This is a genomic window from Xanthomarina maritima (assembly GCF_008084905.1).
Lineage (GTDB): Bacteria > Bacteroidota > Bacteroidia > Flavobacteriales > Flavobacteriaceae > Xanthomarina > Xanthomarina maritima.
Genome location: NZ_VSFC01000012.1, coordinates 88,505 through 107,522 on the forward strand (window position 1 = coordinate 88,505; position 19,018 = coordinate 107,522).

At 27.0% G+C, this 19,018-nt stretch carries 18 protein-coding genes; 2 read left to right on the plus strand and 16 right to left on the minus strand.

The features are described from left to right. Positions 1-5: 5 nt before the first annotated feature. From FVF61_RS01940 to FVF61_RS01960, 5 genes are all read right to left on the minus strand, one after another. Positions 6-1,910 carry a polysaccharide biosynthesis protein gene (locus tag FVF61_RS01940; protein WP_148452694.1) on the minus strand — a complete coding sequence of 635 codons (1,905 nt, stop codon included), beginning with the start codon at positions 1,908-1,910 and terminating at the stop codon, positions 6-8. After that, positions 1,903-3,045: a DegT/DnrJ/EryC1/StrS family aminotransferase gene (locus tag FVF61_RS01945; RefSeq protein ID WP_148452696.1), complete on the minus strand. Its 1,143-nt coding sequence runs from the start codon at positions 3,043-3,045 to the stop codon at positions 1,903-1,905. The genes FVF61_RS01940 and FVF61_RS01945 overlap by 8 nt, the downstream gene beginning before the upstream one ends. A gap of 235 nt (positions 3,046-3,280) precedes the next feature. Then, positions 3,281-3,871 carry a sugar transferase gene (locus FVF61_RS01950; RefSeq protein ID WP_148452698.1) on the minus strand — a complete coding sequence of 197 codons (591 nt, stop codon included), beginning with the start codon at positions 3,869-3,871 and terminating at the stop codon, positions 3,281-3,283. Beyond that, the gene (locus FVF61_RS01955) at positions 3,868-5,073 is read right to left on the minus strand and encodes a DegT/DnrJ/EryC1/StrS family aminotransferase (protein WP_148452700.1); all 1,206 of its coding nucleotides are present in this window, start codon (positions 5,071-5,073) and stop codon (positions 3,868-3,870) included. The genes FVF61_RS01950 and FVF61_RS01955 overlap by 4 nt, the downstream gene beginning before the upstream one ends. A gap of 3 nt (positions 5,074-5,076) precedes the next feature. Beyond that, positions 5,077-6,171, minus strand: coding sequence for a glycosyltransferase (locus tag FVF61_RS01960; protein WP_148452702.1), 1,095 nt, complete (start codon positions 6,169-6,171; stop codon positions 5,077-5,079). A gap of 106 nt (positions 6,172-6,277) precedes the next feature. Here FVF61_RS01960 and FVF61_RS01965 point away from each other — a divergent pair, with 106 nt between their 5' ends. Continuing rightward, positions 6,278-7,195 carry an ATP-grasp fold amidoligase family protein gene (locus tag FVF61_RS01965; RefSeq protein WP_148452704.1) on the plus strand — a complete coding sequence of 306 codons (918 nt, stop codon included), beginning with the start codon at positions 6,278-6,280 and terminating at the stop codon, positions 7,193-7,195. Positions 7,196-7,200: 5 nt separating this feature from the next. Here FVF61_RS01965 and FVF61_RS01970 read toward each other — a convergent pair whose 3' ends face one another. From FVF61_RS01970 to FVF61_RS01995, 6 genes are read right to left on the minus strand one after another with little or no spacing between them, the layout of a single operon-like run. Then, positions 7,201-8,358 carry a glycosyltransferase gene (locus tag FVF61_RS01970; protein WP_148452706.1) on the minus strand — a complete coding sequence of 386 codons (1,158 nt, stop codon included), beginning with the start codon at positions 8,356-8,358 and terminating at the stop codon, positions 7,201-7,203. Beyond that, positions 8,351-9,436, minus strand: coding sequence for a glycosyltransferase (locus tag FVF61_RS01975; RefSeq protein WP_148452708.1), 1,086 nt, complete (start codon positions 9,434-9,436; stop codon positions 8,351-8,353). The genes FVF61_RS01970 and FVF61_RS01975 overlap by 8 nt, the downstream gene beginning before the upstream one ends. Before the next feature lie 13 nt (positions 9,437-9,449). Then, positions 9,450-10,574, minus strand: coding sequence for an O-antigen ligase family protein (locus FVF61_RS01980; protein ID WP_148452710.1), 1,125 nt, complete (start codon positions 10,572-10,574; stop codon positions 9,450-9,452). Positions 10,575-10,608: 34 nt separating this feature from the next. Continuing rightward, positions 10,609-11,574 carry a glycosyltransferase family 2 protein gene (locus FVF61_RS01985; RefSeq protein WP_148452712.1) on the minus strand — a complete coding sequence of 322 codons (966 nt, stop codon included), beginning with the start codon at positions 11,572-11,574 and terminating at the stop codon, positions 10,609-10,611. 54 nt (positions 11,575-11,628) lie between these two features. Next, complete coding sequence (gene murJ / locus FVF61_RS01990; RefSeq protein ID WP_199757248.1) at positions 11,629-12,960, minus strand: murein biosynthesis integral membrane protein MurJ; 1,332 nt, start codon at positions 12,958-12,960, stop codon at positions 11,629-11,631. A gap of 19 nt (positions 12,961-12,979) precedes the next feature. Next, positions 12,980-14,065: a glycosyltransferase family 4 protein gene (locus FVF61_RS01995; RefSeq protein ID WP_148452714.1), complete on the minus strand. Its 1,086-nt coding sequence runs from the start codon at positions 14,063-14,065 to the stop codon at positions 12,980-12,982. A 413-nt stretch (positions 14,066-14,478) separates the two neighbouring features. Here FVF61_RS01995 and FVF61_RS02000 point away from each other — a divergent pair, with 413 nt between their 5' ends. Beyond that, positions 14,479-15,987 carry a T9SS type A sorting domain-containing protein gene (locus FVF61_RS02000; RefSeq protein WP_148452716.1) on the plus strand — a complete coding sequence of 503 codons (1,509 nt, stop codon included), beginning with the start codon at positions 14,479-14,481 and terminating at the stop codon, positions 15,985-15,987. A gap of 49 nt (positions 15,988-16,036) precedes the next feature. Here the strand turns inward: FVF61_RS02000 and FVF61_RS02005 are convergent, their stop codons facing one another. The 5 genes from FVF61_RS02005 to tsaE all read right to left on the minus strand — a co-directional run bounded on the left by FVF61_RS02005 (position 16,037) and on the right by tsaE (position 18,942). After that, the gene (locus FVF61_RS02005; RefSeq protein WP_148452718.1) at positions 16,037-16,408 is read right to left on the minus strand and encodes a DUF4258 domain-containing protein; all 372 of its coding nucleotides are present in this window, start codon (positions 16,406-16,408) and stop codon (positions 16,037-16,039) included. 53 nt (positions 16,409-16,461) lie between these two features. Continuing rightward, on the minus strand, positions 16,462-17,661 hold the full coding sequence (locus FVF61_RS02010; RefSeq protein WP_148452720.1) for an alanine dehydrogenase: 1,200 nt from the start codon (positions 17,659-17,661) through the stop codon (positions 16,462-16,464). Between the two features lie 61 nt (positions 17,662-17,722). After that, positions 17,723-18,259, minus strand: coding sequence for a hypothetical protein (locus tag FVF61_RS02015; RefSeq protein ID WP_148452722.1), 537 nt, complete (start codon positions 18,257-18,259; stop codon positions 17,723-17,725). Continuing rightward, positions 18,204-18,344 carry a hypothetical protein gene (locus FVF61_RS14225; protein ID WP_199757249.1) on the minus strand — a complete coding sequence of 47 codons (141 nt, stop codon included), beginning with the start codon at positions 18,342-18,344 and terminating at the stop codon, positions 18,204-18,206. Before FVF61_RS14225 ends, FVF61_RS02015 begins: the two co-directional genes overlap by 56 nt. A gap of 187 nt (positions 18,345-18,531) precedes the next feature. Further along, on the minus strand, positions 18,532-18,942 hold the full coding sequence (gene tsaE, locus FVF61_RS02020) for a tRNA (adenosine(37)-N6)-threonylcarbamoyltransferase complex ATPase subunit type 1 TsaE (protein WP_233586652.1): 411 nt from the start codon (positions 18,940-18,942) through the stop codon (positions 18,532-18,534). Positions 18,943-19,018 lie beyond the last annotated feature (76 nt).

A 19,018-nucleotide genomic window follows, 5' to 3' on the forward strand; every position in this document is an offset into this window, starting at 1 on the left:
TTTATTTATTTACGAATGTTTAACACGTCGTACTTTGAATTTTTCGGATTATACTCAAATACTATCTCTTTGATTTTAGAAACAATTTCTATGTTTTGGGTATTTGGACCTAATTGACATAGGGCTTCAATATTATTTTCTAGATTAGAAATATTTATAGGTTTACATTTAGCAATCATAATCTTTTCGTTATAAGTTGGTTTGGTATTTTCGCCATCTATTAATAATTCCTCAAAAATCTTTTCTCCAGGACGTAAGCCTGTAATTATTATGTTAATATCTTCAGGATATTTAAATCCAGAAAGTGTAATCATGTTTATAGCTAAATCAAATATTTTAACAGGTTTTCCCATGTCAAAAACAAATATTTCATGACCTAATCCCATTGCGGAAGCTTCTAATACTAACTGAGCAGCCTCAGGGATTGTCATAAAATATCTAATAATATCTTTATGAGTTACGGTAAGTGGCCCACCAGATTCTATTTGTCTTTTAAACAAAGGAATAACAGAGCCATTAGATCCTAAAACATTTCCAAACCTTGTAATAATAAATTTAGTTCTTTTAGATAAAATTTGGTTTTGACAACATACAATAATTTCTGCGATACGCTTTGTAGCTCCCATAACATTTGTTGGATTTACAGCTTTGTCTGTTGAAATCAATACAAATTTATCTACTCCATATCTTACTGATAAATCAATTAAGTTTTTAGTTCCCTTTACATTAACACTAACAGCTTCGTATGGATTTTGTTCCATAAGAGGAACATGTTTATAAGCAGCGGCATGAAAAATAATTTCAGGTTTATGAAAATCAAAGATGTTGTTGATTCTTATTTTGTTTCTAATATCTGCTACAATAGTTTCAATGTTTGTAATGCCATTGATATTTAATTCTTGCTGAATATTATAGAGGTTTGATTCAGCATTATCTATTAAAATTAATTTTTTATAATTATATCTAGAAAGTTTTCTAACTAATTCACTTCCAATAGAACCTGCTGCACCAGTAACAATAATAACTTTATTTGTATATTCTTCATCAAGAATAGGGTTGTCAATATTAATAGGCTCTCTGCCTAGTAAGTCTTCTAAATTTAACTCTTGTATTTGACCAAAACTTAAGTCGCCATTAATCCAATTTTTAACGGCAGGAACAATTTTAACTTTTAGATTTAAAGCAAATAAGTTACTTGTAATTTGTAATAGTCTATTAGAATCTATGTTTTGAATTGAAATAATAACCTCATCAATATTGTTTTTTTTAATAAAAGTTTCTGTTATTTTTTCAGGTTCATAAACATTTAAAAGGTTAATTTTTTTACCAGATTTACTTTCATTATCATCAATAAAACCAACAATTTGTATGTTGCTTTTAGGGTCGTTTGTTACAGCATCATAAGTTATTAATCCTGAAGATCCAGCACCATAAATTAATACAGATTTTTTTATTTCAAAGTCTGTTGTTATGCTTTTGTAAATTGATTTAATAAAAAACTTAATACCTACTAAAAAAAAGATGTTAAGCAGTAAATGAATGTATATGATTGATCCAGGAATATCAAAAACGCTATCAAAGTTATAGTGTCTGCTTAAAAATGTAGTAACTATTAAAATAGTAGCTAAAATGTTTGTGCCAATTATTAGATTTATAACATCTTTTACTCCTGTAAATCTTACAACACCTTTATGAGAGTTAACAATTAGAAAACTAATAAATGCAGCAAGCAATACAAATGGAATTTGCTTTAAAAATATTAAGATGTCGAAATCAATTTCAAAATTGAAACGAATAATATATGCTATAAAAAAAGTAAAAGCAACAACAGTTAAATCAAATATAAGTACCAGCCATTTTGAGGCATACTTGTTTGAGACATTTTTTAATATGTTTATTAATCTATCCAAAATATTGTTTAATTATTGTTAGAATCCTATCTAATTCTTTTTTAGTTAGATTAGATCCACTAGGTAAACAAAGTACTTTTTTATATAATTTGTCCGAAATACCATTTAAATATTTAGGATAATGCTTAAAAGCAGGTTGCAAATGCATAGGTTTCCAAGAGGGCCTTGCTTCAATATTATTATTTATCAACAACTTTAATAATTCATCTCTAATTTGCTTGGTAGGCAATTCAATGCAAGTTAGCCATCTATTTGAATAAAATCCTTCGGGTTCATTTAAAAATTTAATAACTTTTAAATGCTTTAAATGTTTTAAATAATAATTATAATTTTTTCTCCTTAACTCAACATAAGCCTCTAAAACTTCCATTTGACCTCTACCAATTCCAGCTAAAATATTTGACATTCTATAGTTATACCCAGTAGTAACATGAGAATATTCTAAACCAGGTTCTTTTGCTTGAGTGGCTAAATAGATTGTTTTTGTTTTGATTTCTTTGCTTTTAGAAACTAATGCTCCTCCACCTGAAGTTGTAATAATTTTATTTCCATTAAAAGATAATACAGAAAGATCTCCAAATGTGCCACATTTTTTATTGTTATAACTGCTACCTAAAGCCTCAGCGCTATCTTCAACAATAGGAATCTTATATTTTTTCGAGATATTTTGTATTTCTTTCACTTTATGTGGCATACCATATAAGTTTATAACAATAACTGCTTTTGGTTTAACACCTAATTTAATTCTATTTAAAATGGCTTGTTCAAGTAAAACTGGACACATATTCCATGTATCCTTTTCGCTATCTACAAATACTGGTTTTGCTCCCAAGTATAATACAGGATTTATAGATGCTGCAAATGTTTTTGTTTGACAAATAACTTCATCATTTTCTTGAATATTTAAAAGAATCAATGCTAAATGAATAGCAGCAGTTCCTGTAGTTAATGCAGCCACATGAGTTTCATTACCTAAATAAATCTCTAAGTCTTTTTCAAAACCATTTACATTTGGGCCTAAAGGAGCTATCCAGTTAGTATCAAATGCCTCTTTTATGTATTTATGTTCATGACCACTCATGTGTGGCGACGATAACCATATTTTAGTATTCAAAAGGGTTGCTTTTTTAGCCATAGTAAATATCTAAGTTTAAATAGCAATCATCAAAAAAATACGATAAATAACTAATTTCTACGTTTTACTTTTTTTATAAATTAAAGGTATTAAGATTTTATCTAATTTATTGGTACTTAGTCTAAATTATATAGATTTATTACTATTTTAAAAATCATGTAAATAATCTATAGACACTAATTAGAAATACGATTTATAAAAATTAGATAAGAAATGAGATAAAGGTTGTTTGAATTTATTTGATTATAGTTAATAATGTTTTGACAATGATTTTAAAGTCTATAACCACATTGTTTTTATTAATATAAATTTTATTTAAAGCAATTTTTTTTGGCAGTATGGTTTCCACATATAATTTTTCTGGGTTATTTGTGGCTTTTAGTAATTCGGCTTCATTTCTAAAATATATTGATGCGTAGTCTGTTATGCCTGGCTTTACAGATAAAATTAACAAATCATCTTTAGAGTAATGGTTTAAATATTTTCTCACTTCTGGTCTTGGGCCTACAAAACTCATATTCCCAATAAATACATTTATTAATTGAGGAATTTCGTCTAACTTAAATTTCCTTAAGACATATCCTATGCTCGTAACTCTTGGATCTCTATCTCCAATTGTTAATAATCCTTTTTTTTCAGAATCAACAAACATTGTTCTGTATTTATAAATGTTAAAATCCTTATTATGTCTTCCTACTCTTTTTTGAATATAAAAGACAGAACCTTTAGATTCAATTTTTATAAGAATAGCAATAATTATTAAAACAGGTAACAATAAAATTATTCCAAAAAACGAAAAAATAATATCAAACAATCTTTTAATCATAAACTGGTTTCTACTGCTTTTTCTACTGTTAAAACTATGTGTTCTAATTGCTCTTTAGTTAGTTGTGGGTATATAGGTAGAGATATTTCACCCTTATAATTATTGTATGCATTTGGATACGAATTTATTTCATATCCCATTTCTTTAAATAAAGAAAGTAATGGTAAAGGTTGAAAGTGTACGTTAGTTGCTACCCCTTGTTGAGAAATTTTATCTATTATGATATTTCGTGTAGTTTCAGAAATATTTTTAATTCTAAGTGCATATAAATGACAAGATGAAACTCTATCATCATCAATACATGGAGGTAAAATAGCCCAAGGTTTTTCTGAAAAAAAGTTATGGTAATAGGCGTAAATGTTTAATCTTTTTTTAAGTGTTTTTTCAAAATATTCGGGAATTTGAGCTACACCTATTGCTGCTAAAATATCTGGCATATTTATTTTTAAACCAGGGTAAATTATATCGTATTTCCAACCTCCAGCTTTTGATTTTGTAAAAGCATCTTTGGTTTGACCATTTAAAGAATAACATCTTAAATAATCATATTCTTCTTGGTTATTAAAAGGTTTAGGTAGATTAAGACAAACTGCACCACCTTCGGCAGTTGTTACATTTTTAACTGCATGGAAAGAAAATACAGTAATGTCTGCAATGGTACCTAAAAAATGGTTTTTATATTTAGCTCCAATAGAATGAGCAGAATCTGCAAGAATTAAAATTCTACCTAATTTTTCTTGGTTGTTATTTGAAGATTGGAATATTTTTTTTTTACTGTTTACAATTTTATTAATATCAGAATAATTACAAGGCCAACCAGCAATATCTACAGGAATTATAGCTTTTGTTTTGGTTGTAATTGCTTTTTCAATTTGTTTAACAGATATGTTAAAATCATTCTCTATGTCAACCATTACTGGTGTTGCTCCAACATGTATTACTGCCAATGCAGTTGCAGCATAAGTATAGGCAGGAATTATAACTTCGTCACCTTTACTAATACCATACCATTTTAAGGCTAAGATTAGACCTGAAGTTGCTGAATTTACGCAAAGTGTATTTGGTGAATAAGTGTATTTACAAACAAGTTCTTCTAATTTTCTAACTTTTGGTCCAGTTGTTATCCAGCCAGATTCTAAAGCATCATTAACTTCTTTTATTACAGCTTTATTAATGTAAGGAGGTGAAAATGGAATTTTCATTTTTTATTTGAGATTAATAGCTTCATTAAATATAGTTATATATTGTTTAGATACATTTTCTAAGCTAAACATTTTTACGTGTTTAATTACATTTTCAGATAATTCATCAGCTAAATCTTTATTTGTTGCTAATGTAATCATAGCTTCTGCTAATGCATTAGAATTCTTGGGTTCAACTAACAGAGCTTGCTTATTGTGGTTGGCAAATTCTCTAACACCAGTTACGTGAGTAGATATTATAGGCAAACCTACAGCTCCAGCTTCTAAAAGTACTCTAGGAAATCCTTCTCCATAAAAAGTAGGAAGAACAAATGCATCAGACTCTGATAGTAGTTTTAATATATTTTTTCTTGAACCTAACCAAGTAACAATGTCACTATAATTTTTAAGGATACTGCTGTTTAAACGTTTTGAGTTTTCTTCTAAAGGACCTACTAAAACAAAATTAAAATCATAATTTTTAGTTTTACATATTTTGGCAGCTTCAAGAAAGTTTACAATCCCTTTTTCATATACAAGTCTCGATACACAAATAAAAGTAAATTTTGTATTATCTCTTTTTGCTTTTACAATTTTATTATTGAGTTCAATTCCACTACTTAATATAATTTCAAATTTATCTGGATTGATTAATTTCTTTTTAAGGTATAGTTTTTTATCATCATTATTTTGAAAGACTGTCATGAAAACTCTTTTTTTTACTACACTGTGAAGAATAAAATAGAATCTTCTTAGTAAATAACCAAAGAAACTATAGTCCATGAATATGGATCCAAGTCCTGTAATTGTTCTGGTAATAGGAGTTTTTGTTTTTAGCTGTGAAAGTGGCACTAAAAGTGCTGGTTTGGTATCAAAAGTATGAATAACATCAAAAGTGTTTTCCTTAAAAAAACGATTAAGCCATTTTAAAGTTTTGAAATCTGAAATAAGGGATAATTTTCTATTTAAATTATAAGGAATATAATTTATGTTTTCTGGGAATTTTTCCTTGCTAGTTCCTAAAATAGTCACTTTAAAACCAGCTTCTGTTAAATATTTGGATAATGGTATTCTTTTATGAGCATCTTCACCACCAACTAAACAGATTTTTTTATTCATAATTTGTTAAACAATTCAAATTTAAAATTTAATTTAAAAATATGCTAAGTTAGTTTATTAAATTTGTTATTGTATAAATATTTATTGCTTAAACAACCCTGTTATTTTGAAAGAATTTATTAGAAAACTATATCTAGAAACCACTTATGGTCCTTATTTAATACAACCTTTTTATGGAGCTTATAATTATGTAAGATTTACTATTGTAGACGATGTAACTAGAATTAATAAAGAGTTTTTAAAAAATTTTAATAAAAAACCAGATTTAAATAATCCAAAAACATTTAATGAAAAACTGCAATGGCTTAAACTAAATGATAGAACTCCATTACATACGTTATGTGCAGATAAGTATAGAGTTAGAGAATATGTTAAAGAAAAAGTAGGAGATAAGTATTTAATTCCTTTAGTCTTTGAAACAACAAACCTAAAGGATATAAAACCTGAAAATATACCTAATTTTCCAGTAATTATAAAAGCCAATCATGACAGTTCAGGAGGTTCTATAATAACAGATAAAAAGAATATAAATTGGACTGTGGTTAGAAATAAATTATTTAAGTCTTTACATATTAATTATTATACTAAATATAAAGAATGGCAGTATAAGGATATTGAACCACGAATAATTGTAGAAAAATTACTTCAGCATGAAGATGGTAGCATTCCTTTTGATTATAAAATGCATTATTTTAATGGCGAATTAGTTTTTACACAAGTCGATTTGGACAGACATACAGATCACACGAGAAACCTATATGATGTAAATTGGAATTTTTTAGATATTGAATGGGTTTATAAAAATGGTCGTCAATTAGAGAAACCTGATTGCTATGAAGAAATGAAAGTTGTTTCTAAAGCTTTGGCTCAGGACTTTTGTTACACAAGGGTTGATTTATATACACTTAATAACAAAGTGTATTTTGGTGAAATTACTTTGCATTCTGAATCTGGATTTGGTGTGTTTAAACCAGACGAATGGGATTTGAAATTTGGTGATAGACTTAAACTTCCTAAAAAATAAATTATTTAAATATCATCAATCAATTTTTTCAATTGAAGACTTATAATTTCTAAGTTAAAATCTTTAGATCTTTTAAAACCTAATTCACCATATTTAATTCTATCATCATTGTTGTTTTGAAGATATTGTATGGCATTCTTGATACCAATAGCATCATCTACATTAACTAAAATACCATACTTGGCTTTATAAAATGAATTTTTTTCAATGGAAACTGAAATATTATCATTTAAAAGTTCTAATGGACCAGACATGCAATTAGTAGCTATTACAGGCAACCCTACAGACATAGCTTCAAGTAAGGCATTAGGAAATCCTTCTGAGAGCGAGCTTAAAATAAAACAATGATAATTAACTAATTGAGATTTAACATTAAAATTAAAACCATTTAAAATTATATTTTTTTCTAGATTCAGATTTTTAGAATATGAAATAATTTCACTTTTTAATTCTCCTTCACCATAAATATCTAGAGTAATGTTTTTTGAAATAGTACTAATGGCTTCTATAATAATTTTTTGATTTTTTATAGGTATTAATCGACCAACAGTTACTATTTGAAATTTATCATTAAGGATTGTAAAATCTTTAGTAAACGGCTTGTTGGAATTATTTAAAATGGGGTTGTATATAACATTCGTATTTATCTTTACATTAAAATTGTCTATTAGATCTTTATTTATATGAATAGAATTTGAAAAAAGTTTATTGTTTTTATTGTAAAATAGTGGGATTAATATTTTAGTAGCAATTGCTGTACTCTTATTGTTTAGATATCTTTTAGATGGAAAACAACGCTCACTTATTATCGTTTTTAAATTTGGATTAAATATTTTAGCAACTCCAGTCATAATGTTTTGTCTAATCATAAATGAAATGACAACATCAATTTTTTCAGATTTTATAGCTTTATGAAATTTATAAATGAATTTCAAGTATTCTAATAAATAATTAATCTTACCCTTTTTTTCAATTTCTACTGCCTCAGATAGAGTTATTACTTTAATGTCTTTGTTTAAAGGAAATTCTATTATATTGTATAAAAGAATTATTGTAACATCAAAATATTTAGTAAGTTCATTAGCAAAAAGACTGGCAACTCTTTCTGCTCCACCAGAACTTATTGTTGGTACAAACAGGCTTATTTTTGTTTTTTTATTCATGTGTTATATTAATAAACAACTGTTCGTATTGACTAATTATTTTTTCTTTATTAAACCTACTTGTTACAACACTATTAACAATTTCAGGATTAAAATTAAAATCAGCATTCAATAGGTTTAGATAATGTACAAACTCATCAATTGTATCAGCTATATAACCATTACTACCATTAATTATAATTTCATCTAAGCCTCCTGGAGCATTAAATGCTAAAATTGGAGTTCCTACTAAACAACTTTCTAATAGAATATTAGGAAATCCCTCTACATAGGATCCTTGTAAGTATAGATCGTTTTCAGATAAATATGCATCAACTTCTTGAGTGAAATTTATAAATTCAATATGATCTAGTAGTCCCTTTTCTTTTGCATAATTGTAAATAGTTTCTTTCTCTGTACCATGTCCTATTATTGTATATCTAAAAGGAAAATCTACCCTAGATAATGCATCTAAAATTCTAAGGTGTCCTTTATGTTTGCTTAACCTTGTTATGGTTATTAATTTTATTGTACTAGACTGGTTTCTAGCTTTTTTTTTAAGATTTGAAGTGTTTGTAATTGGATTATTTATTAACTCTGTTTTTATTAAGGGAACTTTAAAATGTGTTACTAAATCTTGGCGCATATCATTAGATTGACAAATAATCTTGTCAACCAATTTATAGGCTAGTACAATCATTTTCTTTGAAAATATAACATTGTTATATGGATTGTGTTTGCTTAATTCTGAGAGCACATTTGCTTCTCTTGATATAAATTTTGTTTTAGGGAAGAATTTTGAAAAAAAAGCTAAAAAAGTGTTTAAATGCACAATGGAGCTTATAACTATATCTGCTCTTTCCCTTTTTAAAAGACGAAATAATATAAATACAGATTTTAATACTCTATTTTTATTTAAGTATATAATTGTTAAATCTGAAGTTTGATAAACAGTATCTTTTTCAAAACCAGTAACAATCAGTTTAACATCAAATTTTTCTTTATCTAAGTTTTGAGCAACAAAAGACATAATGCGTTCTGCTCCACCTGCTGCAAGTGATGGTAAAACAAATAAGATATTTATTTTTTTTTTATTCATTTAAAAATATAAATTACTCAATTTCAACTAATGTTTTGTGATAATATTTCGGATTTGATTTTAATTTTTCATATAACCACATAGAAATAAATAAAGCTAAATAATTATCGAAATAATTATGTGACACTAATAAAAAAGTCATTAATATCGTAGCTATACATAAATATTCGAGGTGAGTTTTATAATATTTTAAACTTTTTATAAATAGTGATATATAAACAATAATAAATAACAAAAATGGAATAATTCCAGCTTCACCTAAAGCCATTAAATAGGTGTTATGAACACCACTTCTTATATCTGATGAAAAATTAGATTTGTTACCATGAAGCGAGTTGTAGCCATTTCCTAAAATAGGATTGTTCAAAATTATATCTGTATAAAGAGCCCACGTTTCTTCTCTGGATCCTTTAGTGATGGTTTTGGTTTCAACCTCACTACTGTTAAAAATACTTTGAAAAGCTGAAAATCTAGTTGTGTTTAATTGAAAAATTGATGAGATAGAAAGCACTATTATTATTGCAAAAGTTCCAGCTATTAAGCTGATACTGTTTTTTCTATTTGAAATTATTGCAATAATATTTATTATAACCAATAAGAGTATAAAATATCTTGAAAGAGTCATTATTCCAGCAGTAACAATTAATAATTGTAAGATTAGCTTAATAAGTTTCTTTTTTATAAGAAATGTAAGTGAAAAAGCTATTAGACAAGCAACTCCAGCTCTATTAGGGTTTATGTAAAATCCACCATAACGACCATAGTGTGTTGAAAAAAACATAGCGTTTATTAAAACACTTGCTGCTCCTATAATTAATAATATGCCTAATTCTTTTTGTGTTGTATTTTTTGCTAGATGTACTGTACTTATTATAAAGATAAAATACTTAATTGCATCTACAATAAATTCTCTAAGTACTCCTGTATAATTAATTCCAGAAATTAAAAAGTATGTCAATCCTAATAAAATGAACGGAATAGGGGCTTTGTTTTTTTTATTAAAAAAAAAATATAATAGTGCACTACCAAACAGAAGAATACTCAATAGGCTACCAATAGTACTACCAAAAGTCTTTATTCCAAACGTTGGTAGATTTAATATAATTAATGCTAATAAGAAGTATTTTAATATTTTCATGGTCTAGAGAAAATATTCTCATTTAAAAATTGAATTAGCCAATTATTTTAAAAAACATTTTCTTAAATGGCCAACATAAATTAACTAACAATTTTATTTTTTTGGAATCTAAAGCTTTTATGTAATCTTGTCTTTTAAAATCTAAAAAAATAGCTGCTCGAATTAGTGAATATACTCTAATTAAAAAAACTTTTGGGTTTTTCCAAAAATAATCTTTATAAAACCAATTTAGGATACATAAAGAAAAAACGGCCATCCCAAAGGCATCATTTTTATGATTTTGATTGGAGATTCTATTTCCAGTATCTAAATAATAAATTCTTTGTATATCATTAGTAAATACTGTTTTAAATTGATGCTTGGATAGTAAGTTCCAGATAATTCCTTCTGGAATATATCCTTTAGAAAAGACTTCAGGATTTATATAGACACCTTTTAAAATATCTGTTTTAACAAAACCCCACTTTTCTTCAAGACTTAATTCATTAAGTCTGTTTTCAAACGAAGAGCTATAAAATGGAGTTTCTTTAAATTTTTCATCAATTAAATTACCATGTTGATCAACACATAAACAAGTAACTCCACTAATGTAAGACTGTTTTTCTAAAGGAATGTTATTGTAAATTTTTAAAAATACCTCTAAAGCATTTTCTACACATTCATCATCAGAATCTAATGGTAAGAAAAACTCTCCTTTAGCAAGATTTATACCTTGAACAATACAAGCCATCTTGTGACGGTTGGTTTCATTATTAACATAACGAATGTTTAATTTCGATTTCGAGATAAGTTCTTGAATGACTTCGTGAGAATTATCTTTAGAACCATCATTTATAATTAATAATTCAAAATCTTTAAAGGTTTGTCTTTCAAGAGAATTAAAGACTCTATGTATCGTATCAGCACGATTGTAAACTGGAGTAAATATTGTGAATTTATAATCAAATTCAGTAGGTTTCTCTAGAGAGTTATAGGTAGGTAATAATTCTTTTAAATTCATCAATTTACTTTTTATATTTTTTGATAATATTTAGGCGGTTTTATTGAAAATATACTACAGATTTTTTTGTTTGTTTGTATATATATAAAGTATAAGACTTCTTAGCATATAAATAGTAGTTGTGCATAATACAATTCCATATATTCCATATAGTTTTAAAAAAATATAATCCAATATAATGTTCAGAGTCATACTGCCAAAAGAAACATATGCCATAAAAGTGTTTTTATTAATACTTGTTAAAAATTGGACTAAAATATTTCCACAGATATAGAAAGGAGCTCCAATTAATAAAACTATTTGTAATCCTGAAACAATTAAAGTGTCATCTGAAGTAAATTCATTGCGTTCAAAAACTAATTCTATAATACTATCAGAAAATAAAATAATAGGTATAATAATAAGAATAATAGATATGAATACAAATTTTAATATTTTATTTAATTGCTTAAAAGCAGATTCTCTATTTTCTGTAGTTAATTTTGAAAAATGTGGCAGCAATACTCTAGCTAATGCCAAAACAACAATTCCTGTAAAAAAAGCTGGTATTTTTAAAGCATAATTTAATGCTGCAATTGAGCCAACTATAAGTTGGGCTGCAAAATATTGATCTGTTATTGGTATTAGACCAGTTAAAAACCCTGAGCTAACTTTAGCTGGCAACTGATTAAACATCATTTTTGTACCATCAGCTTTAAAATCTGGCTTTGTAAGATTTATTATGTTTTTAGATTTTGCAACAATTGCTAAAAATGTAAATTCAAGAATACTACCAATTAACATTCCTATTGCTAGAACTTTTTCTTGAAATAAATCTTTAAAGAATAATAATAACACTAAAATTGCCACAGAAGTAAAAACTGGATAAATAGTTGAATATTTAAACTCGTTATAAATGTTTAATAAACCACTTATTAAAGACGAAAGTCCCCAAAAAAGAATACAAGGCAGTAAATATGTGAATTGTACCTTAATTAATTTATAATAGCTTTCAGAATGATTTGGGAAGAAAGTTTCCAAAAACGTATTTGTAAATAAATATGCTAAAAACATGAAAATAGCAGTAGTTCCTATTGTAACTATAAAACTTGTTGTTTGAAAAGAACTAATAGGTCTATTAGACTTTTGTTCAATAATATAATTAGGAATAAAAACCGATTTAAAAGCACCTAAAAAAACTTGGTAAATAAAACCTGGAACTAAGGCTGCAATTAAAAAAGTATCTAATAATTCTGATAATCCAAAATTACTTGCAATAATTATCTCCTTATAGAAACCAAAACCTTTTACTATAAGTGTAACAGTAGCAACTGCAACAATGTTAATTACTGTTGGGTTTTTTCTAAAAGAATGGTATAATGATTTTATATATATTTTTGTTTTCAAAAATCTATTTTATTTCTAATTAAATTATTTTATTAATTAAAGTAGACCATTCTAAAGCTATTTTATTAGGATTATAGTCTGCTGCAGATATGATGGCATTATTACTTAATGTTTTTAATAACTTTGGATTTTGAGTGAGAATTGTTAAGTTTTTTTCTAACGCTATTTGATCTCCAACAGGTATTAAAATGCCATTTTCATTATTTTTAATTATTTCTGAAGGTCCATGTGGACAGTCTGTAGATATACAAGCCAAACCGTAAGACATAGCTTCAATAATAACATTTGGAAATCCTTCATACTTGGATGTGAATGCAAATATTTTTGCTTTGTTATAATAAAAAGCAACATCTGAATAATTACCTACTAATATAATTTTATCTTGCATATTTAATGATGCAATTAATTTGTTATATGCCTCATAATTTTTACCATCTCCAACTAAAATAAGTTTCCAGTTAATATTTTTTATCTTATTAAAAGCATGAATTAATAAATCTTGATTTTTAGGTTCTTCCAATCTGCCAACATTTAAAATTATGTTTTCTTTTGGAATGTCGAGATTTCTATTGAATAATAAATTATTGTCAATTGGATTATTTATAATCTCAATCTTATTTTTATTATAAGTTTTAAAATAATTTTTATTAGCTTTTGTCTGAACCACAAGGCAATTAGAAAAAGGGTAATTTATCTTTCTTAAAAATGTCCATATATTATTTAATGAACTATATTCAGGGTTGGCTCTTTCACTAATTATATTTGGAATTCTTATAAATTTTGTAGCTATTATGGTATAAATATTTGTTGTTGACATAAAACCTATAGCTAAATTCACATTATTATTTTTTAAAATTTTTATCAATTTAATAATGAGCTTAAAATTATTAACTATAGATTGAACAAAAGTAGGGTTTGAGTTAAATTCAGATAAACAGAAATTTACACTAATTTTTGAATCTAAATTATAAAATGGTTTACATTCATATAAGGTAATAATTCGCACATGGTACTTTTCAACAAGTAAGTTTGCTAAGGTGCTAACAACTCTTTGGGCACCTCCAGTATTTAAGTTTGGTAATACAAAAGCAATCGATTTTTTCAATATAAAATGGCTAATAACTATTTTTTAGAATGATTAAAAATATGTATTTTTTTATTCTTAAGATATTTCTCTATAATTAATTAGACGAAATAACCTTTTTGCAATCTAAAATGCATGCCATTTTTCTCTAACAAAACCTAAATACTATATAAATTGTTAATAACCTGTTGATTACTTATTTATAATTAAAAAGTCTAAAATTTAAAACTGCACGTATATAATCTTGATGTTTTTAAAAATGCATTTTGTCGATTAATAAATAGTCTAAACGTCAAATATATACTACAAAATACATTATATGTAGTAATAATACTACAAAATATATGTATTTTGTCGAAATTATATTTTATTTATTCAATTTAAGATATTCATTTTTATAGATTAGCATCAGATTAATAGCAAAACCCCTAAGTATGAAACATTTATATGTAAGGAAATTCTCATTTTTTGAGAGTTTTCAAAATGTAGTATTTTTTAATTTTTTATTTTTAACTTTCATTTTAAATGCACAAAATTACCCAGAATCAATACAATTAAATTCAATTGAATATGATGAATATCAATTACCAATTGGTGATACTCCAAATTATTTAGAGAAAAATACAAATCAATTTGGAAATGAGGTAATTAGAATTAGTGATGCAATAGAATTCGGAACTACTGATCAAAATTTAAGACATCGATATTCATTAGATCAACCATGGAATTCAGATGAAACATTAATTAAACTGGCTGGCTATCCTGCAGCTATTTTAGATGGAGATACATACGAGTTTCTTTATTGGGCATCTATTCCAAGTTCTGCTTCATGGTCTAATTTAAACCCATCTATAATGTATGGTGTTTCTGGTAATAGTATTGTAAGTTATGATGTAACTACTAATGATAGTGAGACACTCCATACATTTAGTGAATTTTCTTATATAAAATATGGTTATGGAAAGGGGAACACTTCTAATGACGATAAATATATAGGTCTAATAGGTAGAAATGGGAATGATCAAACATTAATTGTTTATAATATTCAAGATAATGTTGTTGTAGCTACTAAATTTATTGGCGAAGTAAATCTAAGCTGGTTTTCAATTAGTCCATCTGGTTTATATGCTGTAGAATATTATGCAGAAGATGGAAGTGGAGATGAACAAGGAATTAAAGTTTTAGATATAGATTTAACGAATAGAAGACATTTAAACGATTATACTACACATTCCGACTTAGGATTAAATATAAATGGTGAAGATGTTTATGTGTCATTTGGAGATCCAACAACAAGAAGTAATAACTATTTTTTAAAGTCTGTACGTTTGAGTGATGGAATGGTTACTCCATTATACTATTGGACAGAATCTACAGGTGTTTGGGGTGGACATATTAGTTGCAGGAACATAAATAGACCAGGTTGGGCTTATATAAGTGAAGGATGTTGTGATACAGTTGGGCAAAAAGAAATTTTTGCAATAAAATTAGATGGTTCAGACATCATTGAAAGGTATACAATACATCACACAAATGATGATACAGGATATGGTCATGAAGCTCATGCAGTACCTAATAGAGATGGTAATAAAGTTATGTTTGCAAGTAATTGGGGAGATAACTTTACTGGACCTTATCCACCTGCATTTATAGTTCAAGCTTCATCAACATTAAGTATAGAAGAAAATGAAGAAATAGTTTCTAACGATATTAAAGTTTACCCAAATCCATCAAGAGACGGTTTAGTTAATATTAAATTAAATGGTAACATAGCTGTTAAATCTATTCAGTTATATGATATGCTTGGAAGAACTATTAGAACAGAAGAAATGACTTCTAACGAAAAAACCTTATACTTATCAAGTTTGCCTGCTGGAGTTTACTTATTATCTTTTCTTACGGAAAATAATGGTTCAATAACTAAACGAATTGTTTTAAATTAGTTTTCATTTAATTAATATAAAAAAACCTGAAATATTATTTCAGGTTTTTTTATTCCCATATTAAATCTTGAATTGTTGCTATACTATCACAGTTTTCAACCAAAATTAAAAGCTCTTTTTTGTTAATTTCTCCTTCAATAGCGTAGATTCCACAAGGTTCTTTTCGGGTTTCACTTTTAGAAAAATTAATATCACCTGTCAATAATAAGCCTCTAATTTCTAAAGAGTCAATCTCCTTTTTTAAAATAGCAGAATCAATAATATTTGAGTATTTAATTTGTTTTAAGTTGATGTTTTTAATCACTCTAGATTCAGGACCATAATTGCAAGATACTTTTTTACCATTTAAAAAAACTGCTAAAACAACAAGTCCAATCGAAAAACCACCTAAATAATACCCAACTCTTTGAATTAGTTTCATGTAATATATTTTAATTAAATGAAATTTTAAAAGGGCTTATTAGAAAACTGTAATTAAAATATAAGTAAGTTTATATCACTATGCTTTAAATCAAACCATTCACCAACAGACTTGCTAGTTAAAATTCCGTGGTAAAAATACAATCCATTTTTTAAACCTTTATCAAAACGTAAAGAATTTTCTAAACCTCCATCTTCAGCTATTTTTAAAAGATATGGTGTAAAAATGTTACTAATTGAAATAGAAGCAGTTCTAGAATACCTAGCAGGAATATTTGGTACGCAATAGTGTATAACACCATGTTTAGTAAAGGTTGGAATTTTATGAGAAGTCACTTCACTCGTTTCAAAACATCCACCCATATCAATGCTAACATCAATAACAACAGAACCATTTTTCATGTTTGAAACCATAGATTCTGTCACCAAAATAGGTGATCTGTTTTTGCCTCTTACAGCTGCAATTACTACATCGCAACGTTTTAGGGCTTTGCTAAGGTTTTTTGGTTGTAAAGTAGAAGTGAAAAAAGTCTTTCCTAAATTTATTTGCATTCGTCTAAGTTTAGTAATTGAATTATCAAATACTTTAACATTGGCACCAAGTCCAAAAGCACTTCTAGCTGCAAATTCACCAACTGTACCTGCACCTAATATTACCACGTCAATAGGAGGGACTCCACATACATTTCCAAACATTAAGCCATTTCCATCGTTAACATTACTTAATAATTCTGAAGCAATAAGTACGGATGCTGTTCCTGCTATTTCACTTAATGACCGAACAGCTGGATAAGCGCCTGTTTCGTCTCTAATAAACTCGAAAGCTAAAGCAGTAATACGTTTAGTCGCCAAAGTTTCAAAATATTTTTTTGTTTGAGTTTTTAGTTGAACAGCAGATATTAAGATTGTTTGAGGATTGATTAGATTTATTTGATCTAGAGTAGGAGGTTCTACTTTTAAAATCATTGGGCACCCATAAACTTTAGCAGTATCTTTAGTAATTTCGGCACCAGCTTCGCTATATTCTTTATCGCTAAAATTGGCTCCTTCACCTGCTCCAGATTCCAATAGAACTCTATGACCGTTATTTATTAAAGCTGAAACAGCATCTGGTGTTAGGCAAACACGCTTTTCTTGAAAAGCAGTTTCCTTTGGGATGCCAATAAATAAGTTGCCTTTGCGCTTTAATTTCTCTAAAGTTTCTTCTTGAGGTAGTAATTGTTGTTTTGTAAAAGGAGTTAAAGATTTAGACATAAGCTGCTCATTATAATAGGAGTCAAATTACGAATAAAAATTTGAATGTGTAAATAAGAATTTAAAAATACTGTTTTATTTTTTCCCAAATATTTCCTGGTTTCATCTTAAACTCTTCTTCAAGTTCTTCCATAGATTTAGAAGCCGTATTTATTTTATCGAACATTTTGGCTCTAATTAAATAAATTGTAGGTACAACAATAGCCATTATTGGTACCATGTACATAAGTTGAAATTCATCTATATTAGAAGTAGAATAAAATATGGATACAATTTGAAATAAATACATAACCATTGGTACTAAAATAACATGATACCACCAATGTCTGCAAGTAAAAAACCAGATGATTAAAAACATTAAAGGAATTGCTTTTCCAGTAAGCATCCACATCACATAATTAGAATCTTCTAATATGCCAGCATTAAACGTAAATAAAAAAGTGTCCCAAACTTGTGTGCTTGGAACACTTTCGTATAAATAAAATAAATAAGGTGTAATAGCTAATAATGTCGCTACTAAACTCCCTATAATAAGGCTTTTCTTATCCGTTTGCTGGAACTGGATAAGCTCTTCTTTCAATTTTTGGTGCGTCTTCATTTGCTTGGAATAAATTAGCTGCTTGAGCTGTAAACAACATTCCACCGAAAATTGCAATTGCAATTACATACTTTTTAGTTTTCATAATTTAAGGGATTTAATTAATTAATTACCCCAAATGTATGTGAGTAAGCAGTATGTTAAAAGACCAAAATGTTAAAATTATGTTAAAAACACACTTTTTCCATTTTTCCGTTACGGTTTTTCCGTAATCAGTCTATTTTTCAGGTAGATTAGGTTGTTTTACTTATCTAAATTTGCTCGTTAAACATTTATTTTAAAATTATATTTCTAGTATTATTTTCATTTAATTTTAAAACAATACTATCAAAATTATTAGTTATTAACTCTTCAATTAATTCTGGCCATTCAATTATTATCCAATGGTTTGAATCTATATAATCTTCAATGCCAAAATTATAGGCTTCATCAATGTCTTTAATTCTATATAAATCAAAATGATAAATTTTATCATCTTTTAATTCATATTCATTAACTATTGAATAAGTTGGACTACTTACTTCATCAAAACTTCCGAGCTGTTTTACAAACGCTTTTATTAAGGTCGTTTTACCAACTCCCATATCGCCATAAAGCAAAATCGTTTTGCTATTAAGGTTTTTGATGAGTTTTTTAGCAACAGATTGTAACTCATTTATACTATAATCAATATTCAATTTCATTGAATTTTGCATACAATAATAGGAATAATAATTTAGAAAAACTAATAAAATGTGTATTTCATCGGATTTTTTTGCA